Below are 26970 nucleotides of genomic sequence, written 5' to 3' on the forward strand. Positions count from 1 at the left end.
AATGAAGAAACTATTTAAAGGTTTTGCTGTTGCAGCAGTACTAACTGTTTCTGCAGGTACCGCGCTTAATGCACATGCAAATACTGGAGCTCTAGATAAAATTCTTGAGCAAGTAAAGCAAGAGCGTATCTCTGAAGGTAAAATCAATAAGCAACGTGAGCAAGAGTTCTTATCAGAACGTGCTGACAAGCAAGCATTACTTAACAAAGCTAAAAGCCAACTTGCTTCTGAGAAGTCTCGTGGTGAAAGCTTAGCTAAGCAATATGCACAAAACGAAAATACGTTAGCTGAAAAAGAAGCAGCTCTTCAAAGTGCCCAAGGTACTTTAGGTGAGATGTTTGGTGTTGTACGTCGTGCAGCTCAAGATGCTATCGGTTCTATCGAAGCGTCACTAGTTAGTGCTGAAAAACCAGGTCGTGCTGAAATCTTACGTTCGTTAGCAGCAGCTAAAGAACTTCCTACAGTTCGCGAACTTGAAGAACTTTGGATTTCACTTCAAACTGAAATGACAGAATCAGCTAAAGTTTCAACTTTTGAAACTGAAGTTGCTGGTCTTGACGGTAACCCGTCAATGAAAAAAGTAACACGTATTGGTAACTTTAACTTAGTTACAGACGATGGTTACTTAATTTATTCACCAGAGACTAAGTCTATCCAGCCTCTAGGTAAGCAACCAGACGGTTATATCTTAGACGGTATCACGGCTCTAGAAAATACATCACCAGATAACTACGCTGGTGTTTACATAGATCCGACTCGAGGTGCTATCTTACGTATCAACACTCAAAAAGCGACCCTTATGGAATACTTCCATCAAGGTGGCGTAGTTGGTTATATCATCACGGCTTTACTTGGCCTAGGTATGCTAATTACTCTAATCCGCTTTGTTGACCTTACACTTACTACTAGTAAGATTAAGAGCCAGCTTAAAAATGTTGCTACACCGAATACAAATAACCCACTGGGTCGTATTCTTAAAGTGTACCATGACAACAAGAACCAAGATGTTGAAAACCTTGAGCTTAAACTTGATGAAGCGATTCTACGTGAAACGCCACGCATTGAAGCTGGTATCAATATAATTAAGATTCTTGCTGCAATCGCACCGTTACTAGGTCTACTAGGTACAGTAATCGGTATGATCTTAACGTTCCAAACAATCACATTGTTCGGTACGGGTGATCCGAAGATCATGGCAGGTAACATCTCTCTAGCACTTGTAACTACAGCGCTAGGTCTAATTGCTGCATTACCACTAATTCTACTTCATGCTCTTGTAGCTGGTCGTAGTAAGTCGGTATTACACATCCTTGATGAGCAAAGCGCGGGTATCGTTGCTACTCACGCGGAGAAGGAGAAAGCCTAATGCTAGTCCTGATGGAGATATGGGAATCTATCAGGGATTTTGTTGGCACAGGCGGCCAGGTTTTATACGTGGTCGCGATAGCACTCTTTCTTATGTGGGTTTTAATGATTGAGCGCTATTGGTTCCTACTTGCAGAATTTCCTCGCACAGCGAAAGAAATTGTAGCAAAGTGGGATGCCCGCCAAGACACTACGTCTTGGTACGCACACAGAATCCGTGAAGCATGGATTTCTGAAGCGTCTGAAAAATTAGATCAGCGTATGTTGTTGATTAAGACATTAGTAGCTGTTTGTCCTTTAATAGGCTTACTTGGTACTGTTACTGGTATGATCTCGGTTTTTGAAACCATGGCCAACCAGGGTACGGGTAACGCACGTTTAATGGCATCAGGTATTTCAATGGCAACAATCCCAACAATGGCTGGAATGGTTGCGGCATTATCTGGAGTATTTTTTAGCTCACGTCTTGAGACAAAAGCTAAAATGGTGAAAGCCAAACTTATTGATAGTATGCCTCATCACTAGAGAGAGAATTAAATATGGCACGTAAACAACGTTTTCGTGAAGAAGAAGAAGCAGCGGTTGATATGACGCCAATGCTTGACATCGTATTTATCATGCTTATTTTCTTTATCGTAACTACATCGTTCGTTAAAGAGGCTGGTATCGAGGTCAATAAACCTAAAGCGGCTCAAGCTACTAAGCAAAAAAATGCTAACATTTTTATTGCTATTCGTAGTAACGGCGAGATCTGGATTGATAAACAGCAGGTTGATGTTGAACGAATTTCAGCAAAAATCGAAAGTTTATTAGCAGAACAACCTACTGAAGTTGTAATTTTGCAAGCTGATAAAGAAGCAAAACACGGCGTAGTGGTTAAAGTTATGGACCAGATTAAAGCGACGGGTGATAACCTGAGAATTTCAATAGCTGGAGATCAGTAATGATTCGTTTTCTGTTTTCACTGATTGCAGGTGGGGCAGTTACTTTCGGCTTGTTCTACTTCATGGCATTCCTCATCTCTGGTGGGGCTGACCGTAATACGGAACAAAAAGAGCAGATCATAGTCGAAATAATGACGAATCCGCCTGAATCTAAGGTGCAGGAGAGGAAGCGTGTACCGCCTCCTCCTCCGCCACCGCCAAAGCAGCCGCCTAAACCGCAGCCGCCACAGCCGGAAAATAATAATCCAAATCCTGGTGCTATGTCATTTAATATGGGAAGCATTGATGTTGGTAGTTCGGCAGGTGGACTAAGTGGTCCTGGTGCATTTGGACGAGATGGTGATGCGACACCTATCGTTCGTATAGAACCAAAATATCCAACGCAAGCAGCACGTGATGGTAAAGAAGGTTGGGTTCAACTTTCATTCACAATTGATGAGCTAGGTGGAGTAACTGACGTTGAAGTAATTGACGCAGAACCGAAACGTATCTTTGACCGTGAAGCTAAACGTGCACTGCGTAAGTGGAAGTACCGTCCTAAGATCATTGACGGAAAACCACAGAAACAACCAGGTTTACAAGTTCAATTAGACTTTAAACTTAACCAAGGCAACTAAGGAGGCGAGTAATGAGAAATTTTTCTAAAGTAACTGCTCTTGCAATTCTTATGTCTGTGTCGGGTGCTACTTTAAGTGCATCTGTTTTAGCAGCGCCGGATTACGCAAAGATTGAAGAGCGTAAAAAAGCAAAAACTAAAATCATGGGCGAGCGTACTGGTAAAAAAGTAATTAAAGCATTTGATTTGTACAACGAAGAAAAAGTTGATGAAGCAATTGTTTTGCTTAGAGAAATCGAGCCTTCGAATGACTTTGATAAAGCGACCGTAAATCGTTACTTAGGTAGCATGTACGCTCAAAAAGAAAAGTATGACGAAGCGATCAAGTACTCTAAGCAAGCCGTTGCACCTGATGTTTTAAACTTTGCTGATCAAGAACAAACTCTTAAGTTGTTAGGTGACTTATACGCTGGTACAGAAAAGTTCCAAGAAGCTAAAAAAGCATATGTAGCTTGGATGGACTTTACCGGTGAAGAGGACCCTACGGTTTATACACGTATTGCTCAAGCTAACTATCAGTTAGAGCAATACCGTGATGTTTTTGAACCAGCAGATAAGGCAATAAAACTTCAAAAAGAGCCTAACAAAGGCCCTTACCAATTAAAACTTGGCGCATACTTTGAGCTTAAAGATTATGCAAACATGGTTAAAATTGGCGAAGAAATTGTTCGTGTATGGCCTGATGATAAAAAAGCTTGGGTTAGCTTAGGTAAGTATTACCTACAAACTGAAGATTATTCTAAAGGTTTAGCAACTATGGAAGTTGCATACAAGAATGGTTACTTTGAAAATGAAGTTGAGTATAAAGTCTTATCTAACTTTTACTCTCTAAATGAGATCCCTTATAAAGCAGCTGTAACGCTAGAAAAGGCCATTAAGAGTGAAAAAGTAGAACGTACAAAGCAGAATGTTAGCGCGATTGCGAGTAATTACCATCGTTCTAAAGATTTAGAAAAAGCTGCTAAGTACTACGAAGATGCTGCTAAATTTGATGACGACGCTGAGCTTTACCGCAAAGCAGGTTCATTACTTTTACAATCTGAAAAATTCAGTGCTGCTATTGTTCGCTTGAACAAAGCATTAGAGCTTGGCTCTGACAAAAAAGGCACAATTTATTCAGATTTAGCTGAAGCGTATTACTACCAAGGTAAGTATAAGCAAGCATATGCTGCAATTACTAAAGCTATGGATGACCCTCGCACACGTAAGTTTGCAAAAGGTTGGTCTACATATATTAAAGATAAAGCCGCTCGCAACGGTGTTAAAATTTAATTTTAATTAGCTTAAGCAACTTATAAAAAGCCCCTCTGGGGCTTTTTTTATTGGAACTACTATGTATAAAAAGCTCTTTTTATCATCACTACTGTGCCTATTTTTAGCTGCATGTTCAAAGCAGCCTCAACCTTATGAGTCGTTTGAGGACGCACAAGTCGCTTTAAAAGCTTTAAACATGGCGCTTGTACAAACAGGTGCTACTAAAGGCAATAACATTGAAAAAGATCAATTGGTTTTCTCTGATGCTTACTTAACAAAACGCCATACTATTTATCAGAGCCTAATGGGTATGGAGCTTAATCTAAATCAAATTGCGCAAGTAAACTATCTGGTAATTGCAGAGCGTTTCCCTGAACGCTACTTTAATTGGCCGGCCCAAGTAAATGTTTTAGAAAACATGCTCGCTTTTGAAGGCTCAAAAAACACACCGGATAATGTTATTACTTGGCTCAAGTTAACCCAAGATACCCTAGACAGTGCTCAACAAAGCAATTTAAAGCTGAACAAGGTTGAACTTACATTGTTACAAAGCTACGTATTAATTGCGATAGCAAGTAACGATGTTCAACCAGCGCTTAAAAGCCATATAAGAGCTTTTAGCGATTATTTAGCTAGTTATAAGCCAAGAGGAAGTGTGGGTCTAAGAGGTCTGCCAAATGGCACTCAGTGGTATCAGAGCAAACTTAATTACTTTAGTGGCGAAGTACATTCACCGTTAGAATGGGTTACTCTTTTAAACGAAAAAATAAAAGTATTAGATCGTGTTGCATTCGACAGTAAGCTGCCAACTTCTCACCAAAAATCGTTTTTAGTTCAGTATTTATCTGATGAAAAATTAATAGAAGGCTTAGATTGGCAGGCTAACTATCAAGACTTACCTGCAATGGCGATCGCTATGGATATGTCTCATAAAGATAAAACATTGATGCTTGCGATGATGGAATCAGATATAGGTATTCACTACCATGCGTGGACTTTACCTCAAGCAAAGGTAAACCTTATAAAGCGCCTACAAATGAGTCCAGAAGAGGCCCAGTACTTGGTTGAAGATATAATTCTCTACCCAGGGCAATCATTTAGCTTTATACAACACATTATATAATGATTTGAAAGTGCGCTTATTGTGCGCACTTTGTACACCGTTGAGTTGCGGGGTCTAGTTCAAGTGACTTAGCTGATATTTTTTCTTCACAATCACAGCAGTAGCCATACTGGCCAATTTCTATTTGACTTAGTGCGGCTTCTAGTTTGGTCATGCGACTGATTAAAAGTGCATACTCAGGGCCTAACTTCTCTGCTGCGCAGTCTAACCATTCACTATTTGCTGTATCAGCTAAAATTTGTATTAAATGGTGATGTGCAGGGTAAGCTGATTTAGAAAGCATGGTTAATATATTTAATTTAACTTGTGCTATTTCATCGTTAAGTCTTTTTTGATGATGCATTATCAGTACAACCTTATTAAATGGGCTTTACGTTATTCTGATATTATCTAGAGTCTTTAAGTTAGTCGTTATGATTTGAATCAAGTTGAGGTGCTTTGGCATATTTATTTAATACGCTCGCCACATCTTCTTTACTTTTTAAACGTCTGATTTCATCAAACAAATCGATAGCTTGCGGGTACTGGCGTTTTAGATAACCAAGCCATTGTTTAGTACGTGAAGCAAAGTATTTTTCATCCTTCGCGGGGTCTTGATGAATAGCTGAGTGAATTAAGTGATAAATAATATGCTCCCACTCAAGGCTATCATATTGCTCATTATTTACATGAGCTTTAATTTTTTTTGCTAAATCAGGGTGCGAAAGGGCGCCACGACCAAGCATTAAATCAGTGCACCCACTTCGTTTTTGACAAAGCATTGCGTCCTCTACTTGCCAAATTTCACCATTGGCAACAACGGCAATATTCTTACCTTTTATTATTGGTGGAATTTTTTCCCAATAAGCTGGCGGGTTATAACCATCTCGTTTGGTTCTGGCGTGAATAGCTACACTATTTGCACCTGCACTTACCACAGCATCAACAATTTCTTGGCTGTTACTGTCATCATCAAAGCCTAAGCGAATTTTTGCACTTACTTCATGTTTATCATCTACAGCATCTCGGACTGCTTTAATAATCATATACATATGGTCAGGGTCTTTAAGCAGTACAGCCCCCCCTCGGCTACGATTAACTGTTTTTGCTGGGCAACCAAAATTTAGGTCGACCCCATGGGACCCTAATGCGATTGCTCTTATTGCATTTTCGGCTAACGGATTTGCTTCTTGACCGAGCAATTGAACACGCACAGGAGTACCTGCTCGTGTAAATCCATTATTATGTAGTTCAGGGCAAAATCGATGAAAAACTTTGTCAGGTAAGCATGTTTCAACCACTCTTACAAACTCTGTAACGCACAAATCGAACCCACCAATGTCTGTGAGTAATTGGCGCATTTTAAAATCAACGACACCTTCCATAGGTGCTAAAACAAGTTTCATAAAGAGATTAATTTTGATAAAAAACTGGAGGCATAGTTTACCTGTAAATCACACATTGATAAATCTGTAATTACCGCCCATATTTGATGTATAAATTGCAAAAGTAAATATTATGAAAATAAATGAAAGTTTTTATTTTTGTACGGGTCTACTTAAGCATACAAGCAATTTAAAAATACATTTTTATTGCTGAGATTTACAATCCTTGATTAAAGAGAGTCATAAAATGAATACAGTTAAAAAAAATACAATCGCGTTAACTTTAGGTGCAGTAGTAGTTGGCTCTGCAAGTTTTGTATCTGCAGATGTACAAGCTAACCCATTTGAGTTTCAACAACTAGTAACAGGTTACCAATTAGATGCTGCAGAAGGTAAGTGCGGTGAAGGCAAATGTGGCGGTGACGCAAAAGATAAAAAAGAAGGTAAATGCGGCGAAGGTAAGTGTGGCGGCGATGCAAAAGACGCAAAAGCTAAAACAGAAGGCAAATGTGGTGAAGGTAAATGTGGCGGCGACGCTAAAAAAACTAAAAAAGAAGGTAAGTGCGGCGAAGGTAAATGTGGTGGCCGTTAATATCTTATTCTAAATAAGTTATGCTAAAAGGGCCCTAAGGCCCTTTTTTGTTAAGTTAGAGGTAGTTATGATACAAACTCAAAGTAAAGATTTTGGGATGGTGGGCCTTGGCCTACGACGAGAGATGCTTGATGAGCTGCTTGAGCATGTGCCTAATCAAGTAGACTTTTTAGAAGTTGCGCCAGAGAACTGGTTAAAACTGGGTGGACGCTTTAAAAAGCAATTTAAAACATTAACCGATGCTAATAATTTTGTGTGTCATGGATTATCACTGTCTATCGGTTCTCCCGAACCTCTTGATGTTGAATTTGTTAAGTCTTTAAAAGTGTTTTTTGAAGAGCACAATATAAAAATTTTTAGTGAGCACTTAAGTTACTGCTCCGGTACAGGGCATATGTATGACTTAATGCCCATTCCATTTACACAAGATGCCATAGCACATGTTGTACCTCGCATTAAACAAGTTCAAGACATACTAGAGCAGCAAATTGCGATAGAAAATGTTTCCTATTATGGTGCTCCTGGACAGCAATTATCAGAGCTTGAATTTACGAATATTATTTTAGAGCAAGCTGACTGCAAGCTTTTACTTGATGTGAATAACATTTATGTTAATTCGATAAATCATGGCTACAACGCGCAAGCATTTTTAACTGGGTTACCCTCTAATCGTATAGCCTATGGGCATGTTGCTGGCCATTATAATGAGGCTGATGACTTAATTGTTGATACACATGGCGCTGATGTGATTGATCCTGTTTGGGAGCTACTCGATAAAGCATACGAAGTGCATGGCGTATTTCCAACCTTGCTTGAGCGCGATTTTAATATTCCTACCATGAATGTTTTAACCAAAGAGTTAGATATAATTCATGATCTACAAGCTAAACACTTTGATTCAACTGTTTCAAAACAACGAGCTTAATATAAGCCTTTATCAACATTAAAAGAGTGCCTAGTTATGAGCTTTATTGAAATACAAAACGAATTTATGGCGCATATTCGCGAGCCTCAAAAAAATAAAAAGCCCAGCGGTATCGAAGACAGGCGTATGGCTATTTATCGCGACCTATTTTTTAATAACATTGAAGGTTTTATATCATCAGGTTTTCCGGTATTAAAAACGTTATATACCCAGAAGCAATGGCAAGCCCTCGTACGCCAGTTTTTTAGCGAATATGATTGTCATTCGCCGTACTTTTTAGACATAGCAGGGGAGTTTATTAATTACTTATCAAGTGATTATAAAATGAAAAAATACGATCCCGTGTTTATGCTTGAGCTTGCCCATTATGAATGGGTAGAGCTAGATGTATCCATTGCACACGAAGATGAGCAAGAGAAAAAATTACAAACAACAGCGCTCACTAGTTCAGCTTTATATTTATCGAAAACGGCAAGAAATTTAAGTTATCAATTTCCGGTTCAAAATATTAGCAATCGCTTTAAACCAAAAGAGCCATCACCTCAGCCTAATTATTTTGTTGTATATAGAGACGAAAATGACGACGTTCAATTTCTGGCTACGAATGCGATGACAGCTTTGCTATTGTCAATCATAGAGGCAAGCGAAGGCGCGACATTTGACAACGTCTGCCAACAGGTATTAGCTCATGCACCACAATTTAATGCAGAGCAAATTACTCAAGGTGCACTGGTTACTCTTAATGCTATGGTTGAACGAGGGGTAATTGTGACAAAAAATCAAGACTAAGGTCTTTATTGATGATTTTACATCGTCTATTATGGCAGCCTTATTTGCCGTGCTTAATAAAAGGTTGTACCAATGTCAGATGATAAAGACTTTAAAGATCCGTTCAACGCTACTTACTTTCTTGCTTTTTTAGCTGTATTTGCAGGGATTGGTTGTTTAAATGCAATATTAGGCTGGATCACTAGCTTAACGTAAAATGTATAGCGTGTATTAAGGCTGTTGCTAACTTCAGCCTTGAACCACTTTATTTTAATTACCCCGCCCATATTTAATACTTCTTTTATAATAACGCCAAACTCGCAATTAAAGGTTAGTTAAGGTTATAATCACCTGCTTTGTAATATAAACAATTGAGCAGTTAAAATTATGACTCAAGTAACACCAGCAATTATCAAAAACAGCATAACTACAATTGCTGATTATCCAAAAGCGGGCATTATGTTTCGCGATGTAACCACTTTAATGGCAAATCCAGAAGCCTTTAAAGCAACTATTGACGCGTTTATCGCAGAATATAAAGATCAGGGCTTTACTAAAATCATAGGCACAGAATCACGTGGTTTTATTTTTGGTGCGCCATTATCTTATGCGTTAGGCATTCCGTTTATTCCAGTACGTAAACCAGGTAAGTTACCACGCGAAGTTATTCGCCAAGATTACTTACTTGAGTACGGTGAAGATACGCTAGAACTGCATGTAGATGCAATTGTACCTGGCGACAAAGTATTACTAGTTGATGACTTATTAGCAACTGGTGGCACAATTGAAGCCACTGCTAAGTTAGTTAATAAACTAGGTGGCGAAGCCACAGATGCAGCATTTGTTGTATCACTACCAGAACTTGGTGGCGAGCAGCGCATCAAAAAAATGGGTATTAAAATCCTAAAATTGGTTGAATTCGAAGGCGAGTAATCGATGAGTTATCAGGTTCTAGCGAGAAAATGGCGTCCTCAAACCTTTCATGAATTGGTTGGGCAGTCTCATGTTAAGCAAGCGCTTGTAAATGCGCTTACGCAAAATAGACTGCATCACGCTTATTTATTCACTGGAACCCGCGGTGTAGGTAAAACCACCATTGCACGTATTTTTGCTAAAAGCTTAAATTGCGATGAAGGTATATCTGCAAATCCGTGTGGACAATGTAGCAGCTGTTTGGATATAGAAGCAGGGCGCTACATTGACCTACTCGAAATAGATGCGGCTTCTCGTACAAAAGTAGAAGACACTCGCGAAATACTTGATAACGTTCAATATGCACCAACTCGTGGACGTTATAAAGTATACCTAATCGATGAAGTTCACATGCTTTCTAAGCACAGCTTTAACGCGCTTTTAAAAACGCTTGAAGAGCCACCAGAGCATGTGAAATTTTTATTGGCGACCACCGATCCTCAAAAATTACCAGTTACTATTTTATCTCGCTGTCTACAATTTAACTTAAATGCCTTGTCGCAAAGTGAAATTAAAACACAGCTTGAACACGTACTTACTCAAGAGCAGCTTAGCTTTGATACCGATGCACTTAGCATTATTTCAAAAGCCGCTGATGGCAGTATGCGTGATGCACTTAGCTTAACCGACCAAGCTATTGCGCAAACAAATGGTGATATTAATAATCAAGCAGTACAAACAATGCTTGGTTTAATGGATACTCATTATAGCCAAAGCTTGCTTGCGGCATTACTTGCACAAGATGGCGCTGCGTTAATGGATGAGATTGCGCAGGTGGCAAGTCGTAATCCTAATTATGTGGCATTGCTTGATGATTTAATTGCACTTACACATTTAACACAACTAACCCAGTTAGTGCCTGAAGCGGCAGGGCTAGATGAAAAAAATGTAGATTATATTGCTCATGTTGCACAACATACGAGCCCACAACAAATTCAAATTTATTATCAGTTACTGTTAAATGGTAAAAAAGATTTACAATGGGCACCAGAGCCTCGCTTAGGTTTTGAAATGATTATGCTAAGATTATTAGCATTTAAGCCTACAGACGCGCAACAAACTGTACACACAGCAAACGAAGAGCCGGCCCCAAATAAACAAGGCCGCGCAAATGCTCTGCGAGATATATTAAATAAAAATAAAACATCGCAAAGCACCGTAGTAGGCCAAAGCAGTACTCCAGTAAATAATATTAAGCCAGTTAGCAATGCAGAGCAGCCTAAAGCCGTTGAGATAGAGCCTTCAGCTAACGCTGCCGCTCAGTCATCAAATAATGAAGTCGTGCAAAGTAATAATGAGCCTGCCCAAGTTGCAGTAGAGCAACCGGTTCAACAAAGTGAAAACGCTTCAAAGCAACAGGCTTTAGCTAAAGAGCAACCACAAACCAATGTTGTTTCAGATGCTCAAGCCCAGCGACAAAGTGAAGATGAAGCTTATATGCTCCATAGTGATGCTGAACAAACGCTGGCCTTGCAATTTGACGATATAATGAGTAGCGCTGTAGATCAGGGTTTTAAACCTGCACCTACTGCAAACTCAGAGTCTTCACCAGAGCCCTTAACAAATCACAATGCAAGTACGCCAATAGCTGAACAAGAAGCGCAGGCGCAATCTGCCATTGCTCGTATTTTACGTGACAGAAACATATCCGGTGCGGGTAGGTTATCAAGCAAGAGTACAAGCACCTCTGCAAATAATGTAGCAGCGCAGCCAAACCAAGCGCCCGCTAAAAAGCCTGAACACCAGCAAAGAATGCCTAAAGCTCAAAGTGTTAACCAAGATAGCACCGCTGAAAATACAAACGAGCTCAACAGCGTTACAAACGTAGCACCTAGCGATCCCCCACCTTGGGTGAATGATAGTGCAGGTGCAAGTGAAAAAAAGCATGAGCTCCCACTAACAGGGAGCGAAAGCCAGGCACATGGTCACGCTAATACAAAACCAGCACGAAAAGTTGATTTTAAAGAAAAGCATCAAACAATTACCGAAAATCTAGCGCCAGAGCTACTTGAGCAAATAAACCCTCAAAAAGTACCTGAAGCAGCGCCCGAGGAAATTAGCATTCCCGTGCCTGATGATTTTCAAAGTCCAATTAGTGAAATTAGATTTGCACATCAACAAGATGAATGGGCTTATTTAATTAAACGTATGGGACTGGGTGGTCGTATGCGCCAATTTGCGTTGCATTCAATATTTACCAAGCAAGGCAACAGCTTACATATAGACGTTGATGAATCACAAAAGCATTTAGATACACCGATGCTTCGCCAAAGATTAGATGCCGCATTGTCGAGTATTTATGAGCATAACGTGTCGTTAAGTATTAATTTTGCTAAGGGAGTTATTGATTCTCCTTATCTTATTCAGCAAAAAATAGATGCAGGTCGTCATCAACAAGCAATCGATGTGATCACATCGGATGAAAACATAGTACAATTTCAGCAAGTATTTAGCGCCGAAATTGACGAAAACAGTATTCAGGCATTGTAATTACTTACAATCGCCCTTATGTTCATGTTAATTAATGTATTAAAAGAAAGAGAGAAAGTTATGTTTAAAGGTGGAATGGGCAACATGATGAAGCAAGCGCAGCAAATGCAAGATCGCATGCAAAAAGCCCAAGACGAAATCGCAACATTAGAAGTTGTTGGTGAAGCCGGTGCAGGTTTAGTTAAAGTAACTATGCTTGGTAACCACAATGTACGTCGTGTTCAGCTTGATGAAAGCTTGATGGAAGACGACAAAGACATGATTGAAGACTTACTTGCAGCAGCATGTAACGATGCTGTTCGCCGTGTTGCAGAAGAAACACAAGAGCGTATGGGTAAAGTAACTGGCGGTATGCAATTACCACCAGGTATGAAAATGCCGTTTTAAGTCAATAATGCAACTTTCAGATAGTTTAAATCAGCTTATAGAAGCACTGCGCTGTCAACCGGGCATTGGTCCAAAGTCAGCGCAACGTATTGCTTTTCACCTGCTTGAGCGCGACCGAAAGGGAGGCACTCAGCTGGGCAATGCACTCACTAAAGCAATGACCGCCATAGGGCACTGTCAGTCTTGTCGTACTTTTTGCGAACAAGCTCAGTGCGATATTTGTTTAAGTACAAAACGCCAAGACAGCGGTATATTATGTGTTGTTGAATCGCCTACTGACGTACTTGCCATCGAGCAAACAGGTCAGTATTTAGGTCTATACTTTGTATTAATGGGTCACTTATCGCCAATAGACGGTATTGGTCCTAAAGAGATTGGCTTAGATGTTTTAGAGCAAAAGCTTGCTCAAGGCGATATTAATGAGGTTATTTTAGCGACTAACCCTACGGTTGAAGGCGATACTACCGCACATTATATTGCTCAGCTTTGTCATAAATACAAAGTAGGCGCTTCACGTATTGCCCATGGTATTCCTGTGGGAGGTGAGCTTGATTTAGTAGATGGTAGAACACTTATGCATGCCTTTAGCGGCAGGCGCCTAGTTACTCAAGACTAGCTCTAAGTCACTATTTGAAAACAAATTACCAAAGCCTACATGATTAAATCATGTAGGCTTTTTCGTTTTTAAGGTAAGCTTAAAAACAATCTAATTTATTTTTGGGCTATGTCTCTAATTAGTAAGGAATACAATGAAAGATAACCAACCCTATCAAGGTGCATTACTCGGTAGTAAGCGTTTTTTACCGCTTTTTATTACGCAGTTTTTCTCAGCGATAAACGATAACGTGTATAAGCAATCAGTGCTTATTCTATTAATATTTCAGGCTGCAACGCTTGCAGATGGCGCACTTTATTCAAATATTGCTGCTGGGTTATTTATTCTTCCGTTCTTTTTATTTTCAGGGATGGCAGGGCAGCTTGCAGAAAAAACAGAAAAATCAAAATTGATTAGAATCGTAAAACTATGTGAAATCCCTATTATGGTTGTTGGGGCAGTTTCTATTTTAACTCAGTATGTGTGGCTAATGTTAGCCACCGTATTTTTAATGGGCGTGCAAAGTACGTTTTTTGGTCCATTAAAATATTCTATTTTACCGCAGCACGTAGCACCGAATGAATTAACAAAAGCGAATGGTTTGGTTGAATCAGGCACGTTTGTGGCGATACTAATGGGTACAATTTTTGGCACTTATTATATTACTCAATCAGTAGGGCCTACGCTTATAAGTATTGCAGTATTAGTATTGGCCGTGATGGGTTATGTGAGCAGTCGCTTTATACCCACTAGTGAAGCAAACGAGCCTAACTTAAAATTTACCTATAATATATTTTCATCCACAAAAAATGTATTTTCAGTACTTAACTCGCAAACAGAATCGGTTGGTAAATCAGTCCTCGGGATTAGTTGGTTTTGGTTAATTGGCGCCATCGTTTTAACGTCCCTACCAAATTATGTAAAACACACAATGGGCGGCGATGAACTGGTTGTAACTAGCGCGCTTGTTGTGTTTTCACTAAGTATTGCTATTGGTTCGTTACTGTGTGAAAAGCTTTCCCGCTCTCGAATAGAATTAGGAATTGTGCCTTTTGGCGCGATCTTAATTACCTTGTTTTTATACTTACTGAGCCAAGAGCCAGCCATTAGCTCTTATTTACCTCAAAACCTTGAGTTATTGACGCTTCAGGAGCTATTAAAAACAGGCGATATGGTGTGGCACTTTGTATGGATGGCAGGCATTGGTATTGGCTCTGGTTTTTACACTGTACCGCTGTATGCGCTTATTCAACAGCGTACTGAAGAGTCGAGTCGCTCACGAGTTATAGCGGCTAACAATGTATTAAATGCACTGTTTATGGTGGGCAGTGCTGTTTTAAGTATTGTAACGCTGTCTGTTTTTCAGTGGAGTATTTCAGAGTTGCTACTGTTACTTGCCGGGCTAAACTTACTTATCTCTGTTTATATTTATACCAAAGTACCAGAGTTCTTTTTACGATTTATTATATATATTTTAGCTATTTGTATGTACAGAGTGCGTACAAAAGGTGAAAGTAATATACCTGATGCAGGCGCTGCGGTTGTCGTGTGTAATCATGTCAGCTTTGTTGATTGGATGTTTATTTTAGCCGCATCACCAAGGCCTATCCGGTTTATGGTATTTGCCCCTATTTATTATTCGCCGGCTCTACATTGGTTATTTAAAATGGCTAAGGCTATTCCCATTAACAGTGAAAAAACCAATCCAGAAGCGTTTAAAAAAGCCTTTGACGAAGTAGCTGCTGCGCTTAATAAAGGCGAACTTGTTGGTATTTTCCCTGAAGGAAAACTAACCAGTGACGGCTCAGTGGATATTTTTCGCCGTGGAATCGAGCGCATTATTGAGCGCTCACCTGTGCCCGTTATTCCTGTGCACTTAGGTGGTTTATGGGGCAGCATGTTTAGTCGTAAAGCTAAGTGGCAATTGCCTCGATTAAAATGGTCTTTGGTGTCGGTTGCAGTCGGTGCCCCGATTGCTGCTGATAAAGTAGTAGCAGATGATTTACGTGAAAAAGTATTGGCTTTAAAAGCGCTTCATTCAAAAGATAGTGACTAATTTAATGATTAACTTAATGGCTAACTCAACATCGCAAACACCTTCAGAACAACCCATTATAGTTGATGATTTTGTAGCCCCTAAGTGCGACGGGTTTATTGAAATATTATATCAAGATGACGATATTTTACTGATCAATAAACCCAGTGGACTATTAAGCTTATCAGGTAAAAATCCGCTTAATTGGGACTCAGTGCATTACCGCTTAGTAAATGGTCAAAAGGGCTTAACAGCTGCATTTGCAGAGGCTAAGTTACCGCATCGGCTAGATTTGGGCACATCGGGCATTATGATTGTTGGGTTAAACGCGATTGCGTCAAAGCACCTTAATAAGCAATTTCAAGCGCGTACTATTCAAAAGCGTTATGTAGCCATGTTAGAGGGATGCTTGGCTGTTGATGAAGGGCAAATTACTGCGCCAATTGCAAAAGATAAACTGCTTTTTCCGCGTGTTAAAATTTGCCAATCGACAGGTAAAACAGCGCTGAGTGAATATAAAGTACTTAAGCGGCTCAGGCAGCCGTGCAGAACCTTAGTGCAATTTACACCTATTACTGGGCGTACCCATCAATTACGAATACACAGCCAGTTTATAGGGCACCCAATTTTAGGCTGTGATTTATATAAAAGTGCGCAAAGTGAATATATGGCAGGGCGGTTACAATTACATGCCAGCGATTTATATTTTGAACATCCAACAACTGGTGAAAAGATTCATATTAATTGTCCGCATTCGTTTTAAACAAATTAATGGTTCTTTGTTTTCGTTTCACCTTTTTTAAATTTTTCCCTTGAAGTTCTAACACCTCACCCCATATTAAGTGCATAACGCAGACACTTTGCAAATTGGAGATATATAAATGACTGCAGCACAAAAAGAAACATTAGGCTTTCAAACAGAAGTAAAACAATTATTAAACTTAATGATTCATTCTCTTTATTCTAATAAAGAAATATTTTTACGTGAGCTTGTGTCAAATGCATCAGACGCAGCAGACAAGTTACGCTTTTTAGCATTATCTCAAGGTGACCTTTACCAAGGTGATGCCGATTTACGTGTTCGTATTAGTGCAGATAAAGAAGCAAATACAATTACCATTTCAGATAATGGTATTGGTATGACGCGCGATGAAATCATTAGCTCATTAGGTACTATTGCAAAGTCGGGTACTGCTGAGTTTTTCAAAAACTTAACGGGTGATCAAAGTAAAGATTCACAGTTAATTGGTCAATTCGGTGTTGGTTTTTACTCAGCATTTATTGTTGCTGATTTAGTCACTGTTCGTACACGCAAAGCCGGTGAAACAACCGCTTATGAGTGGGAATCTCAAGGTGAAGGCGAATACACACTTCAAGAAATTGAAAAAGAAGGCCGTGGTACCGACATTATTTTACATCTTCGCGATGAAGAAAAAGAATTTGCTGATGACTGGCGCCTACGAAGTATCGTTACTAAATACTCTGATCACATCTCAACGCCAGTACAAATGTTTAAAGCAGAAGTGCCTGAATCTGAAGGCGAAGACGGCGAAAAAATTCCAGCAGTACCAGGTGAGTGGGAAAGCATTAACCGCGCGACTGCATTGTGGACACGCGATAAATCAGAGCTTTCTGATGATGAATACAAAGAGTTTTACAAGCATGTAAGCCATGATTGGGAAGAGCCACTTAGCTGGGCACATAATAAGGTTGAAGGTAAAACTGAATACACTAGCCTTTTATATATTCCTAAAAAAGCACCTTTCGACTTATGGAACCGTGAACGTCAAAGTGGTTTAAAACTTTACGTACAACGTGTGTTTGTAATGGATGATGCTGAGCAATTCATGCCAAGCTACCTTCGCTTTGTAAAAGGCTTACTAGATTCAAACGATTTACCACTGAACGTATCTCGTGAAATTCTACAAGACAACAAAGTAACGCAAGCTATTCGTAAAGGGTGTACATCGCGTATTATTAAAATGCTTGAGCGTATGGCTAAAAACAAAGCTGACGATTACCAAGTATTTTGGAATGAGTTTGGTCAAGTAATGAAAGAAGGCCCAGCTGAAGATGCTGCCAATAAAGAAGCTATTTGTAAGCTACTTCGTTTTTCTTCGACACACACTGATTCACAAACACAAGATGTGTCGCTTGAGCAATATGTTGAACGCATGAACGAAGGCCAAGACAAAATTTACTACGTAGTAGCTGATACATTCACCGCTGCGAAAAACTCACCGCATTTAGAGATTTTCCGCAAAAAAGGCATTGAAGTATTACTACTAAGTGACCGTGTTGACGAGTGGATGATGAGTCACCTAACTGAATTTGCTGATAAGCAACTACAGTCGATCACACGTGGTGACTTAGATTTAGGTAAGCTTGACGACGAAGAAACTAAAAAAGCGCAAGAAGAGTCTGAAAAAGAAATGGCTGGCCTTGTTGAACGTATTAAAACAGCACTAGGTGATGACGTTAAAGAAGTGCGCTTTACGCACCGCTTAACAGATTCTCCAGCATGTGTTGTAAGCGACGACAACGACATGAGCTCACAAATGCAAAAGCTAATGGAATCTGTTGGTCAAGCAGCCCCTGAAGCAAAACCTGTGTTTGAGCTAAACCCAGAGCATCAACTTGTTAAGCACTTAAATGACGAACAAGATGAAGATAAGTTTGCGCAGTGGTCACACGTTTTACTAGATCAAGCGCTACTTGCAGAACGCGGTACACTTAAAGATCCAACAGGATTTGTTACTCGCTTAAATAAATTGATGCTTGAACTAAGTAAATAAGCAAATAGCTATTTACTCAGTTAATAAAGTATAATTTATGTACTTTAAATAAAAGGGAACGTGTGTTCCCTTTTTTAATGCCCTGTAAACACCCCAACGGCTCATCAATTAGTATAAGTTGCTTGAGTATCGGCGGCGCTTGTGGAAGAATTCAGGCTTTAAAATAAATATCCATACTAGGGGACAATAATATGCGCATTATTCTTTTGGGCGCGCCGGGTGCAGGTAAAGGTACTCAAGCTCAGTTTTTAATGGACAAATACGGTATTCCACAAATTTCTACTGGCGATATGTTACGTGCGGCAATTAAAGAAGGCACGCCACTGGGTCTAGAAGCAAAAAAAGTAATGGATGCTGGTCAACTAATTTCTGACGATATTATTATTGGTTTAGTTAAAGAGCGTATTACTAAAGCGGATTGTGAGAAAGGTTTTTTACTTGATGGCTTCCCGCGTACAATCCCGCAAGCGGATGCAATGAAAGAAAATGGCGTAGTGGTTGATCACGTTATTGAATTTGACGTGGCTGATGAAGTCATTGTTGAGCGTATGGGCGGACGTCGCGTTCATCCTGGTTCTGGTCGTGTTTACCACGTTGTTTATAATCCACCAAAAGTGGAAGGTAAAGACAACGAAACTGGCGAAGACTTAATTGTTCGCGCTGATGATACTGAAGAAACAGTACGTAAACGTTTAGGTATTTACCACGAGCAAACTATGCCATTGGTTGATTACTATCAAGCAGAAGCGGCTGCTGGTAATACTCAATACCATAAACTAGATGGTACACAAGCTGTTGAAACTGTTAGCCAACAACTTGGTGAACTTTTAGGTTAATTATAAAAGCACATTAAAAAACCGCCAATTGGCGGTTTTTTGTTTTAAGGGATTTAGCATTGCTTAATTAGTGCTACTTAATGGACTTTACAATGTTTTAAGTTTTTCAATTACGCTGTTGTATTCTGGTTCAGTTGAAAGGCTACTCACTAACTGTTTATAAATGACGTTATGGCTTTCATCTAAAATAAAGACTGTTCGCGTTAGTAAGCCCATGTCTTTAATAATCAATCCGTATTTCTGACCAAAATCACGCCAAACAGAATCTGATAACGTAGTGATTTTATCGATATTTTCAGCTTTGCAAAAACGCTTTTGAGCAAATGGTAAATCAGCACTAATTGTTAGCATAACTACACTTGGGAATTGTGAGGCTACTTTTTCATTAAAGTGCTTAGTTTGCAGGCTACAAATGCCGGTATCTAGGCTGGGTACTACACTTATTAATACAGCTTGGCCTTTATAATCCTCAAGTGTCACTGGAATAAAGTTGTCATCAACAACTTTAAAGTTTGGCGCACTATCTCCAATTGAGATACCTTGACCTAATAAAGTGACTGGTTTGCCTTGTGCGGATACTTTTCCTGCATCAAGTGTGTTTTCTGGATAGTCGGCTGCAATAGCCACAGAACAAAATGCACTCAAAGCAAAGGCAAGTGAACGTAACATAAGGTATTTCCTTTTAAATTAACGCAATGGGCGTCAGTGTATTATACTGGGCTTTAGTTACCAAGTGATTAAACCTGCTTAATAGAGTGGGTATTAGCTCTGAAATATAAAAATTGTAACTATGCTAAACTTTGATTAACATGAAGTTACAAAAGATATCTTCAATAATAAAAATAAAAACCATCATAAAATGATTTTAATGCTCATTACTGGTTTAGAAACAGAGAGATAATATGTCAACATCGGTATTAATATGTGATGACTCGAAATTAGCTAGGCGTCAGCTAGCTCGCTCATTACCTGAAGATTGGGACATTAAAGTTGAATTTGCACTTGACGGCGTTGATTGTATAAAGCAAATAAAGTTAATTGAACCAGAGATACTTTTTCTCGATTTAAACATGCCAGAAATGGACGGTTATGAAGTTTTAATCGCTATGAAAAAACAGGGGCTTAATATTCTCACTGTTGTTGTCTCTGGTGATATACAACCAAGTGCACACCAAAGAGTGCTTGAGCTTGGTGCTATCGATTTTATTCAAAAACCATGTTCTCCCGAAAAACTAGCCAGCATAATTGAACACCATGGGATTAAAGATAAAGCCATGCGTGAGCGTCTCTCTCATTCGCTAGGAGAGCAAGTCGACCCTGATGTTCGGGATATATACCAAGAGCTAACTAACGTTGCTATGGGGCAGGCTGGGGATTTACTTGCACGTCTTCTTAATGTATTTGTAGAGTTACCAATTCCTAATGTGAATATTTTGGAAGTTAATGAACTCGATATGGCGCTGCAGTCTATAGATAATAACGCAGCTACATCGGGTGTGTGCCAGGGCTTTATTGGCGGTGGTATTTCGGGCGAGGCGCTATTACTTTTAAATGATTCAAGCTTTAAAGAAATAGCTTCTTTGATGAACTATGACGGCGAGTTAAACGATAAAGTTGAACTTGAGCTGCTTATGGATATTAGTAATATTTTGATAGGCGCTATTTTAACGGGTCTTTCAAAACAGCTCGATATGTCATTTAGCCAAGGGCACCCGATTGTACTTGGCCAACACAGAGATGTATCTGAGTTGGTTAAATCAAACAAGTCACGTTGGCAACGCACCCTTGCAATAGAGATTAGTTACGGTATTGAAAACCATGATATAAATTGCGACCTCATGCTGTTATTTACTGAAGATTCACTTAAAACTTTGAAATACAAAGTTGCTTACCTATTAGAAGATTAAGTTATGGCCGCTGATTTAGAAATGAATGAGATCCATTGGTTAATGGATATGTTTAATACCGTTGATGTAGGCCTTGTGGTACTCGATAGGGATTATAAGGTGTGTGTATGGAATGGTTTTATGGAAAACCATTCAGGGCTTCTACCAAGCGCAGTAAAAGATAAAGATCTATTTGATTTATTTCCTGCAATAGACGAAAAATGGTTTAGAAGTAAATCTGAGTCGGTTTTTGTTTTAAAAAACCGCTCTTTTACGATTTGGGAGCAGCAGCCATACATTTTTAGGTTTAAAAATTATCGACCTATTACTGGTAAAGCTGATTACATGTATCAAAATGCGACATTCATCCCTCTTACCAATACGATGGGCGAAGTTAGCCACATTTGTATTATTTTGTATGATGTAACAGATGTCGCGGTAAATAAAAAAGAGCTTGAAGAGTTAAATAAAAAATTAGAACAAGTAAGTCAAACAGATAGCTTAACGCAGCTTGCAAACCGTGGACACTGGGAAGGTACGCTACGCCAAGAGTTTTTAAGAGTTAAGCGAAGTGGTGGCTGTAGTACATTATTAATGTTTGATATTGATCACTTTAAAAAAATAAATGATGAATATGGTCATAGCTGTGGTGATGAATCGCTTCGTCACTTATCTAACTTAATACGTACGACGCTGCGCGAGACTGATGTTGCAGGGCGCTATGGCGGTGAAGAGTTTGCAGTGACATTGCTTGATACAGATAAAGAAGGCGCTTTTGTATTTGCTGAGCGTTTAAGGGTATTGATTGAAACTAACCCTGTTAAGTATAAACACTTTGAAATAACAATGACGGTAAGTATAGGGCTGGCTGGTAGCAGTAATGATTTTAAAAATCATGAGCGCTGGATAGAGGCTGCAGATAAAGCACTGTACCAGTCTAAAAATACAGGACGAAATAAAGTAATAGCCTACGAAGATATAAAAAATGACGCTTAAGCGTCATTTTTTATATCCAGAATTTAGGGTTAAATAATACCGTGTTTTTTTACAATCTGCTGAGCAAATCCAATCAGTATGGAAATTGTATTGCCCTTCATTATTGTGTTGTGTGTCGAGAGTCATCTATTGGGCATTGACCAATCATTGAAACCTCACCAGAATTTGACTCTTGCTCTAGTTTTACTTTAAAGCCCCATAATCTGTAAAGATGCTTAAGCACTTCCTCGTGCGAGTTTGCTAAAGGAATATTGTTATGAGGTACATAGCGTAGGGTTAATGAACGGTCACCTCTAATATCAACATCATACACTTGAATGTTAGGCTCATGATTACTTAAATTGTACTGCGCTGAGAGTGCTTCTCTCACTGCCTTATAGCCGTTGTCGTTATGTATTGCGCCAATTTCTAGATGGGGATTATTAGTATGGTCAATAATAGTAAATAATTTAAAATCACGAATTAACTTAGGCGATAAAAACTGGCTAATAAAACTTTCATCTTTAAAGTTTTCCATTGCAAAATGCAGTGTATCTAGCCAGTTACTACCTGCATATTCAGGAAACCAGCGTTTATCTTCTTCAGTTGGGTGTTCACATATTCTGCGAATATCAACCATCATATTAAAGCCTAAAGCATATGGGTTAATGCCTGAATAATACTTACTGTTATAAGGTGGCTGATAAACTACGTTGGTGTGGCTTTGTAAAAACTCTAACATGAAAGAGTCGCTGAGCTTTCCCTCATCATATAAGTGATTAAGGATGGTGTAATGCCAAAAAGTTGCCCAGCCTTCGTTCATTACTTGAGTTTGTTTTTGTGGGTAAAAGTATTGCGAAATTTTACGAACAATACGTATCACTTCACGTTGCCAAGAGTCCAGTAATGGGGCATTTTTTTCAATAAAATACAAAATATTTTCTTGAGGTTCAGAAGGGAAATGGCGGACTTTCTTTTTGGTTTCTTGCTGTTGCTCAGGAATAGTTCGCCATAATTCGTTTACTTGCGATTGAAGGTAGTCTTCGCGCTCTTGTTGGCGTTTTTGCTCTTCAAATAGCGATATTTGTTGTGGACGTTTGTAGCGATCGACCCCGTAATTCATTAATGCATGACATGAGTCGAGTAGGGCTTCTACTTGTGTAATACCATGCTTTTCTTCACAGCGGCTTATGTAGTTTTTAGCAAATACCAAGTAATCAATAATTGAACCTGCATCGGTCCAGGTTTTAAATAAGTAATTACCTTTAAAAAATGAGTTATGTCCGTAACACGCATGTGCCATTACAAGCGCTTGCATAGGTAGGGTGTTTTCTTCCATTAAGTACGCAATACAAGGGTCTGAATTTATCACTATTTCGTAAGCGAGACCCATTTGTCCGCGCTTATAATTTTGCTCTGTTTGGATAAATTTCTTACCGTAAGACCAATGACTGTAGCCAATAGGCATACCAACGCTTGAATAAGCATCCATCATTTGCTCTGCGGTTATCACTTCAATTTGATTAGGGTAGGTGTCTAACCTGTAGTGAGCTGCAACACGGGCAATTTCACCTTGGTACTCATCTAATAAATCAAAGGTCCAATCTGGGCCATCACTCAATCGTTTATCATTCATAATACTACCTCGCTTTTGGCTATGCAGAGTTTTGCTGTTGACGACCTTTTTTAAATAGCTCCCTAAAAATTGGGTAAATATCTTCAACGCTTTGAATATGCTGTATGGCGAAATTATTATGGCTGTGTGTTATTGATTCATATTCGCGCCATAGGCTTTGATGAGCACGAGTGGTTATTTCAATATAAGCAAAATAGCGTACTGCGCTTAAGAGCTTATTACGTAATATTTCACCACACTGCGGCGTGTCATCCGCCCAGTTATCGCCATCAGAGGCTTGTGCGGCGTATACATTCCACTCGTTTGCGTGATAACGCTCTTTTATTATTTCGTTCATTAATTTAAGAGCGCTTGAAACAATAGTGCCGCCAGTTTCTTGGGAGTAAAAAAACTCTTGTTCGTCTACTTCTTTAGCTTGTGTGTGGTGGCGAATATAAACAACTTCTATGTCTTTATAACTGCGCGTTAAAAATTGATAGAGCAAAATATAAAAACGCTTTGCCATGTCTTTTGTTGGCTGATCCATTGAGCCTGACACATCCATAATACAAAACATCACGGCTTTGCTGGTGGGGTGAGGGCGCTTTTCGTAATTACGAAAACGTAAATCGTAGTTATCAATAAACGGAACCGACTTAATTTGCACTTTTAATGCTGCAATTTCTTTTTGTAATAAAGCAATTGCCGCTTTATCGTTATGTGGACCAGCAAGCAGCAGAACAAGTTGTTCTTCGAGCTCTTTTAAACGGCGTTTTTTACCTGCACTCATGGCAACACGCCGTGCAAGCGAGCCTTGAAGAGAGCGTACAATGTCAATATTACTTGGCATGCCGTCGCTACAAAAACCTGCGCGATGGGTTTTCATTTGCACTAACTTATCAAGCTGGTTCTCTTGTAAGTTAGGAAGTTCTAGATCTTCAAACAGTAAATCAAGGTATTCATCTTTTGATATTGAAAATACAAACTCATCTTGTCCCTCGCCCGAATCGCTGGCGTCACCTTCACCGGCACCACCGCCTTGTCCGCCTTTAGGGCGCTCAATTTTATCACCTGTAGAAAACTGATCGTTACCAGGGTGAATTTGTTCTCTATTCCCGCCTTGCCCTTGATGAAATGTAGGTTCGCTGATATCGCGTTGTGGAATAGAAATACTCTCACCAGAGCTTGAATCGGTAACGCTGCGTTTGTTAATCGCATCTGAAACCGCTTCTTTAATTTGTTTTTTATAGCGCCTAATAAAGCGCTGGCGATTAAGCGTACTTTTATTTTTTCCGTTTAAACGCCTATCTATAAAATGCGCCATATTGACCTCCTATATACTACGACTATGAAGGTTATTGCGATTTTCTAACCCGTAAATACCACTCAGAAAGCAAGCGAACTTGTTTTTGTGTATAGCCTTTTTCGACCATACGGTTCACAAAGTCTTCGTGCTTTTGCTGATCCTCTGCAGACGTTTTAGTATTAAACGAAATAACAGGGAGTAAATCTTCGGTATTAGAGAACATTTTTTTCTCAATCACCGTGCGTAGTTTTTCGTAGCTTGTCCATAGTGGGTTTTTACCGTTGTTGTGTGCACGGGCACGCAGTACAAAGTTCACTATTTCATTACGAAAATCTTTAGGATTAGAAATACCCGCTGGCTTTTCTATTTTTTCAAGTTCAGCATTTAGCGCTGCGCGGTCAAATAGTTGCCCTGTATCGGGGTCGCGATATTCTTGGTCTTGTATCCAAAAATCTGCATAAATAACATAACGGTCAAAAATATTTTGTCCGTATTCTGAGTACGATTCTAAATAAGCGGTTTGCAGTTCTTTACCTATAAACTCGACATATTGTGGAATTAAATAGCCTTTTAAAAAGCCTAAATAACGCTCTTCTATTTCACTTGAAAATTGCTCGCGCTCTATCTGTTGCTCAAGCACATAGAACAAATGCACCGGATTTGCAGCAACCTCAGTGGTATCAAAGTTAAACACACGGGACAAAATTTTAAACGCAAAGCGGGTAGAGAGCCCCGTCATACCTTCATCAACACCTGCGTAATCACGATACTCTTGATACGATTTTGCTTTAGGGTCGGTGTCTTTTAGGGTCTCGCCATCGTATACCCGCATTTTAGAATAGATACTTGAATTTTCTGGCTCTTTTAAACGTGATAGCGTCGTAAATTGCGCCAATGTTTTGAGTGTACCCGGTGCACATGGCGCGTTGTATAGCTCGCTGTGCTCAAGTAATTTATCGTAAATTTTAATTTCTTCAGTTACACGTAAGCAATAAGGGACTTTTACAATATAAACACGGTCTAAAAATGCTTCGTTGTTTTTATTGTTTTTAAAGGTTTGCCACTCAGACTCATTAGAGTGAGCGAGGATCATGCCATTAAAGGGCAGGGCGCTAATACCTTCTGTGCCGTTATAGTTACCTTCTTGGGTGGCGGTAAGTAAAGGATGCAGCACTTTAATAGGCGCTTTAAACATTTCTACAAATTCCATCAGCCCTTGGTTAGCTAAACATAAAGAGCCAGAGTAGGCGTATGCATCAGGATCGTTTTGGGCAAAGTGCTCAAGCTGGCGAATATCGACCTTACCAACCAGTGCTGAAATATCTTGGTTGTTTTCATCTCCTGGTTCGGTTTTGGCAATGCCTATTTGGTTTAAAATAGAAGGGTAGCGTTTAACCACTCTAAACTGGCTAATATCACCATTGAACTCTTTTAAGCGTTTGCCAGCCCAAGGCGACATAATGGTTTTTAAGTAGCGCGGTTTAATACCGTATTCTTTGCTGAGTACGTCTGCATCTTCGATAGGATCAAACAAGGAGAGGGGGTGGTCGTTTACAGGAGACCCTTTAATTGAATAAATAGGCACTTGTTGCATTAAATACTTTAGTTTTTCAGCAATGGATGATTTACCCCCACCAACAGGTCCAAGTAAATAAAGCACTTGTTTGCATTCTTCTAGCCCCTGAGCCGCATGTTTTAAATAAGAGACTATTTGCTCAATGGCGTCTTCCATACCATAAAAATCAGCAAAGGCAGGGTAGCGCGCAACTACTCTATTTGAAAATAATCGACTTAGCCGTGCATCCGTTGCGGTATCTACCATGTGTGGTTCGCCAATTGCCATGAGTAGGCGTTCTGGTGCGCTGGCGTAGGCAGACTTATCGGTTTTACAAATCTCAAGAAATTCAGCGATACTGTATTCTTCTTCCTGTGCCGCTTCGTATCGTGCTTGGTAATGCTCAAAAATCGTCATAATAACCTCCGAAACCCGCTGTAAAAAGGTGCTTACCTTTTAAAGTCTAGTCACGAATGTGTATTTTTGTGCAATAAAATTAAAAATTTAAGTGAAAAAAGATCATGTTACTAAAAGTGTTTTATTAGATGATGAGGCGCTTAGGTGTGATAAAC

The 26970-nt window shown here is 39.4% G+C and carries 25 protein-coding genes and 1 pseudogene; 20 read left to right on the forward strand and 6 right to left on the reverse strand.

The features are described 5' to 3' along the window. The first annotated feature begins 1 nt into the window (after nucleotide 1). From H5089_RS04345 to H5089_RS04370, 6 genes are all read left to right on the forward strand, one after another. Entirely contained in the window at nucleotides 2-1366 is a 1365-nt protein-coding gene (locus tag H5089_RS04345) for a MotA/TolQ/ExbB proton channel family protein (RefSeq protein ID WP_002961707.1), read from the forward strand. Then, complete coding sequence (locus H5089_RS04350) at nucleotides 1366-1890, forward strand: MotA/TolQ/ExbB proton channel family protein (RefSeq protein WP_002961709.1); 525 nt, start codon at nucleotides 1366-1368, stop codon at nucleotides 1888-1890. The genes H5089_RS04345 and H5089_RS04350 overlap by 1 nt, the downstream gene beginning before the upstream one ends. A gap of 14 nt (nucleotides 1891-1904) precedes the next feature. Continuing rightward, entirely contained in the window at nucleotides 1905-2309 is a 405-nt protein-coding gene (locus H5089_RS04355) for a biopolymer transporter ExbD (protein WP_002961710.1), read from the forward strand. After that, the gene (locus tag H5089_RS04360; RefSeq protein WP_024603667.1) at nucleotides 2309-2926 is read left to right on the forward strand and encodes an energy transducer TonB; all 618 of its coding nucleotides are present in this window, start codon (nucleotides 2309-2311) and stop codon (nucleotides 2924-2926) included. The genes H5089_RS04355 and H5089_RS04360 overlap by 1 nt, the downstream gene beginning before the upstream one ends. A gap of 11 nt (nucleotides 2927-2937) precedes the next feature. Continuing rightward, on the forward strand, nucleotides 2938-4197 hold the full coding sequence (locus tag H5089_RS04365) for a lipopolysaccharide assembly protein LapB (RefSeq protein WP_002961712.1): 1260 nt from the start codon (nucleotides 2938-2940) through the stop codon (nucleotides 4195-4197). Between the two features lie 61 nt (nucleotides 4198-4258). Beyond that, a complete protein-coding gene (locus H5089_RS04370; protein WP_182711553.1) occupies nucleotides 4259-5302 on the forward strand; it encodes a hypothetical protein in 1044 nt (347 codons plus the stop codon). Between the two features lie 16 nt (nucleotides 5303-5318). On the opposite strand, the gene H5089_RS04375 is transcribed toward H5089_RS04370, so the two are convergent. Both H5089_RS04375 and H5089_RS04380 read right to left on the reverse strand, forming a co-directional pair. Beyond that, the gene (locus tag H5089_RS04375; RefSeq protein ID WP_182711554.1) at nucleotides 5319-5645 is read right to left on the reverse strand and encodes a conjugal transfer protein TraR; all 327 of its coding nucleotides are present in this window, start codon (nucleotides 5643-5645) and stop codon (nucleotides 5319-5321) included. A 61-nt stretch (nucleotides 5646-5706) separates the two neighbouring features. Then, the gene (locus H5089_RS04380) at nucleotides 5707-6687 is read right to left on the reverse strand and encodes a tRNA-dihydrouridine synthase (protein WP_182711555.1); all 981 of its coding nucleotides are present in this window, start codon (nucleotides 6685-6687) and stop codon (nucleotides 5707-5709) included. Nucleotides 6688-6913: 226 nt separating this feature from the next. On the opposite strand from H5089_RS04380, the pseudogene H5089_RS04385 reads away from it, so the two are divergent. The 12 genes and pseudogenes from H5089_RS04385 to adk all read left to right on the forward strand — a co-directional run. Continuing rightward, nucleotides 6914-7252: pseudogene (locus tag H5089_RS04385) on the forward strand (hypothetical protein); the annotation flags it as partial. A 73-nt stretch (nucleotides 7253-7325) separates the two neighbouring features. Next, nucleotides 7326-8183: a DUF692 domain-containing protein gene (locus H5089_RS04390; protein ID WP_024596352.1), complete on the forward strand. Its 858-nt coding sequence runs from the start codon at nucleotides 7326-7328 to the stop codon at nucleotides 8181-8183. A gap of 36 nt (nucleotides 8184-8219) precedes the next feature. Next, the gene (locus tag H5089_RS04395) at nucleotides 8220-8972 is read left to right on the forward strand and encodes a DUF2063 domain-containing protein (RefSeq protein WP_182711557.1); all 753 of its coding nucleotides are present in this window, start codon (nucleotides 8220-8222) and stop codon (nucleotides 8970-8972) included. Nucleotides 8973-9044: 72 nt separating this feature from the next. Beyond that, complete coding sequence (locus tag H5089_RS20230) at nucleotides 9045-9167, forward strand: hypothetical protein (protein ID WP_002962301.1); 123 nt, start codon at nucleotides 9045-9047, stop codon at nucleotides 9165-9167. A gap of 171 nt (nucleotides 9168-9338) precedes the next feature. Then, nucleotides 9339-9884: an adenine phosphoribosyltransferase gene (gene apt / locus H5089_RS04400; RefSeq protein ID WP_002962303.1), complete on the forward strand. Its 546-nt coding sequence runs from the start codon at nucleotides 9339-9341 to the stop codon at nucleotides 9882-9884. A 3-nt stretch (nucleotides 9885-9887) separates the two neighbouring features. Then, nucleotides 9888-12413 carry a DNA polymerase III subunit gamma/tau gene (gene dnaX / locus H5089_RS04405; RefSeq protein ID WP_182711558.1) on the forward strand — a complete coding sequence of 842 codons (2526 nt, stop codon included), beginning with the start codon at nucleotides 9888-9890 and terminating at the stop codon, nucleotides 12411-12413. Between the two features lie 60 nt (nucleotides 12414-12473). Beyond that, complete coding sequence (locus H5089_RS04410; protein WP_002962306.1) at nucleotides 12474-12800, forward strand: YbaB/EbfC family nucleoid-associated protein; 327 nt, start codon at nucleotides 12474-12476, stop codon at nucleotides 12798-12800. A gap of 7 nt (nucleotides 12801-12807) precedes the next feature. Further along, nucleotides 12808-13416, forward strand: coding sequence for a recombination mediator RecR (gene recR, locus H5089_RS04415; RefSeq protein ID WP_002962308.1), 609 nt, complete (start codon nucleotides 12808-12810; stop codon nucleotides 13414-13416). Between the two features lie 133 nt (nucleotides 13417-13549). Continuing rightward, entirely contained in the window at nucleotides 13550-15451 is a 1902-nt protein-coding gene (locus tag H5089_RS04420) for an MFS transporter (RefSeq protein ID WP_182711559.1), read from the forward strand. A 4-nt stretch (nucleotides 15452-15455) separates the two neighbouring features. Beyond that, nucleotides 15456-16193, forward strand: a complete 738-nt coding sequence (locus tag H5089_RS04425) for an RluA family pseudouridine synthase (protein ID WP_182711560.1) — start codon at nucleotides 15456-15458, stop codon at nucleotides 16191-16193. A gap of 118 nt (nucleotides 16194-16311) precedes the next feature. Continuing rightward, nucleotides 16312-18225: a molecular chaperone HtpG gene (htpG, locus tag H5089_RS04430; RefSeq protein ID WP_024596357.1), complete on the forward strand. Its 1914-nt coding sequence runs from the start codon at nucleotides 16312-16314 to the stop codon at nucleotides 18223-18225. Between the two features lie 191 nt (nucleotides 18226-18416). Then, nucleotides 18417-19061, forward strand: coding sequence for an adenylate kinase (gene adk, locus H5089_RS04435; RefSeq protein WP_002962321.1), 645 nt, complete (start codon nucleotides 18417-18419; stop codon nucleotides 19059-19061). Between the two features lie 87 nt (nucleotides 19062-19148). Here the strand turns inward: adk and tpx are convergent, their stop codons facing one another. Next, the gene (tpx, locus tag H5089_RS04440) at nucleotides 19149-19730 is read right to left on the reverse strand and encodes a thiol peroxidase (protein ID WP_002962322.1); all 582 of its coding nucleotides are present in this window, start codon (nucleotides 19728-19730) and stop codon (nucleotides 19149-19151) included. Between the two features lie 233 nt (nucleotides 19731-19963). On the opposite strand from tpx, the gene H5089_RS04445 reads away from it, so the two are divergent. Then, nucleotides 19964-20968 (forward strand): response regulator, encoded by a 1005-nt coding sequence (locus H5089_RS04445; protein WP_182711561.1) that lies wholly within the window; start codon nucleotides 19964-19966, stop codon nucleotides 20966-20968. A 3-nt stretch (nucleotides 20969-20971) separates the two neighbouring features. After that, on the forward strand, nucleotides 20972-21943 hold the full coding sequence (locus H5089_RS04450; protein WP_182711562.1) for a diguanylate cyclase: 972 nt from the start codon (nucleotides 20972-20974) through the stop codon (nucleotides 21941-21943). A gap of 100 nt (nucleotides 21944-22043) precedes the next feature. On the opposite strand, the gene H5089_RS04455 is transcribed toward H5089_RS04450, so the two are convergent. From H5089_RS04455 to H5089_RS04465, 3 genes are read right to left on the reverse strand one after another with little or no spacing between them, the layout of a single operon-like run. Continuing rightward, complete coding sequence (locus H5089_RS04455) at nucleotides 22044-23558, reverse strand: SpoVR family protein (protein ID WP_182693978.1); 1515 nt, start codon at nucleotides 23556-23558, stop codon at nucleotides 22044-22046. 19 nt (nucleotides 23559-23577) lie between these two features. Next, a complete protein-coding gene (locus H5089_RS04460) occupies nucleotides 23578-24861 on the reverse strand; it encodes a YeaH/YhbH family protein (protein WP_182711563.1) in 1284 nt (427 codons plus the stop codon). Nucleotides 24862-24892: 31 nt separating this feature from the next. Then, entirely contained in the window at nucleotides 24893-26815 is a 1923-nt protein-coding gene (locus tag H5089_RS04465) for a PrkA family serine protein kinase (RefSeq protein WP_182711564.1), read from the reverse strand. Nucleotides 26816-26970: the final 155 nt, after the last annotated feature.

This window comes from Pseudoalteromonas sp. SR45-1 (genome assembly GCF_014163655.1).
In the GTDB taxonomy this organism is placed as follows: Bacteria; Pseudomonadota; Gammaproteobacteria; order Enterobacterales; family Alteromonadaceae; genus Pseudoalteromonas; species Pseudoalteromonas distincta.

Excerpts from the sequence above, each read along its gene's own strand:
- H5089_RS04345 (WP_002961707.1), top strand. The coding sequence starts at position 2 with ATGAAGAAACTATTTAAAGGTTTTGCTGTTGCAGCAGTACTAACTGTT.
- H5089_RS04350 (WP_002961709.1), top strand. The coding sequence starts at position 1,366 with ATGCTAGTCCTGATGGAGATATGGGAATCTATCAGGGATTTTGTTGGC.
- H5089_RS04355 (WP_002961710.1), top strand. The coding sequence starts at position 1,905 with ATGGCACGTAAACAACGTTTTCGTGAAGAAGAAGAAGCAGCGGTTGAT.
- H5089_RS04360 (WP_024603667.1), top strand. The coding sequence starts at position 2,309 with ATGATTCGTTTTCTGTTTTCACTGATTGCAGGTGGGGCAGTTACTTTC.
- H5089_RS04365 (WP_002961712.1), top strand. The coding sequence starts at position 2,938 with ATGAGAAATTTTTCTAAAGTAACTGCTCTTGCAATTCTTATGTCTGTG.
- H5089_RS04370 (WP_182711553.1), top strand. The coding sequence starts at position 4,259 with ATGTATAAAAAGCTCTTTTTATCATCACTACTGTGCCTATTTTTAGCT.
- H5089_RS04375 (WP_182711554.1), bottom strand. The coding sequence starts at position 5,645 with ATGCATCATCAAAAAAGACTTAACGATGAAATAGCACAAGTTAAATTA.
- H5089_RS04380 (WP_182711555.1), bottom strand. The coding sequence starts at position 6,687 with ATGAAACTTGTTTTAGCACCTATGGAAGGTGTCGTTGATTTTAAAATG.
- H5089_RS04390 (WP_024596352.1), top strand. The coding sequence starts at position 7,326 with ATGATACAAACTCAAAGTAAAGATTTTGGGATGGTGGGCCTTGGCCTA.
- H5089_RS04395 (WP_182711557.1), top strand. The coding sequence starts at position 8,220 with ATGAGCTTTATTGAAATACAAAACGAATTTATGGCGCATATTCGCGAG.
- H5089_RS20230 (WP_002962301.1), top strand. The coding sequence starts at position 9,045 with ATGTCAGATGATAAAGACTTTAAAGATCCGTTCAACGCTACTTACTTT.
- apt (WP_002962303.1), top strand. The coding sequence starts at position 9,339 with ATGACTCAAGTAACACCAGCAATTATCAAAAACAGCATAACTACAATT.
- dnaX (WP_182711558.1), top strand. The coding sequence starts at position 9,888 with ATGAGTTATCAGGTTCTAGCGAGAAAATGGCGTCCTCAAACCTTTCAT.
- H5089_RS04410 (WP_002962306.1), top strand. The coding sequence starts at position 12,474 with ATGTTTAAAGGTGGAATGGGCAACATGATGAAGCAAGCGCAGCAAATG.
- recR (WP_002962308.1), top strand. The coding sequence starts at position 12,808 with ATGCAACTTTCAGATAGTTTAAATCAGCTTATAGAAGCACTGCGCTGT.
- H5089_RS04420 (WP_182711559.1), top strand. The coding sequence starts at position 13,550 with ATGAAAGATAACCAACCCTATCAAGGTGCATTACTCGGTAGTAAGCGT.
- H5089_RS04425 (WP_182711560.1), top strand. The coding sequence starts at position 15,456 with ATGATTAACTTAATGGCTAACTCAACATCGCAAACACCTTCAGAACAA.
- htpG (WP_024596357.1), top strand. The coding sequence starts at position 16,312 with ATGACTGCAGCACAAAAAGAAACATTAGGCTTTCAAACAGAAGTAAAA.
- adk (WP_002962321.1), top strand. The coding sequence starts at position 18,417 with ATGCGCATTATTCTTTTGGGCGCGCCGGGTGCAGGTAAAGGTACTCAA.
- tpx (WP_002962322.1), bottom strand. The coding sequence starts at position 19,730 with ATGTTACGTTCACTTGCCTTTGCTTTGAGTGCATTTTGTTCTGTGGCT.
- H5089_RS04445 (WP_182711561.1), top strand. The coding sequence starts at position 19,964 with ATGTCAACATCGGTATTAATATGTGATGACTCGAAATTAGCTAGGCGT.
- H5089_RS04450 (WP_182711562.1), top strand. The coding sequence starts at position 20,972 with ATGGCCGCTGATTTAGAAATGAATGAGATCCATTGGTTAATGGATATG.
- H5089_RS04455 (WP_182693978.1), bottom strand. The coding sequence starts at position 23,558 with ATGAATGATAAACGATTGAGTGATGGCCCAGATTGGACCTTTGATTTA.
- H5089_RS04460 (WP_182711563.1), bottom strand. The coding sequence starts at position 24,861 with ATGGCGCATTTTATAGATAGGCGTTTAAACGGAAAAAATAAAAGTACG.
- H5089_RS04465 (WP_182711564.1), bottom strand. The coding sequence starts at position 26,815 with ATGACGATTTTTGAGCATTACCAAGCACGATACGAAGCGGCACAGGAA.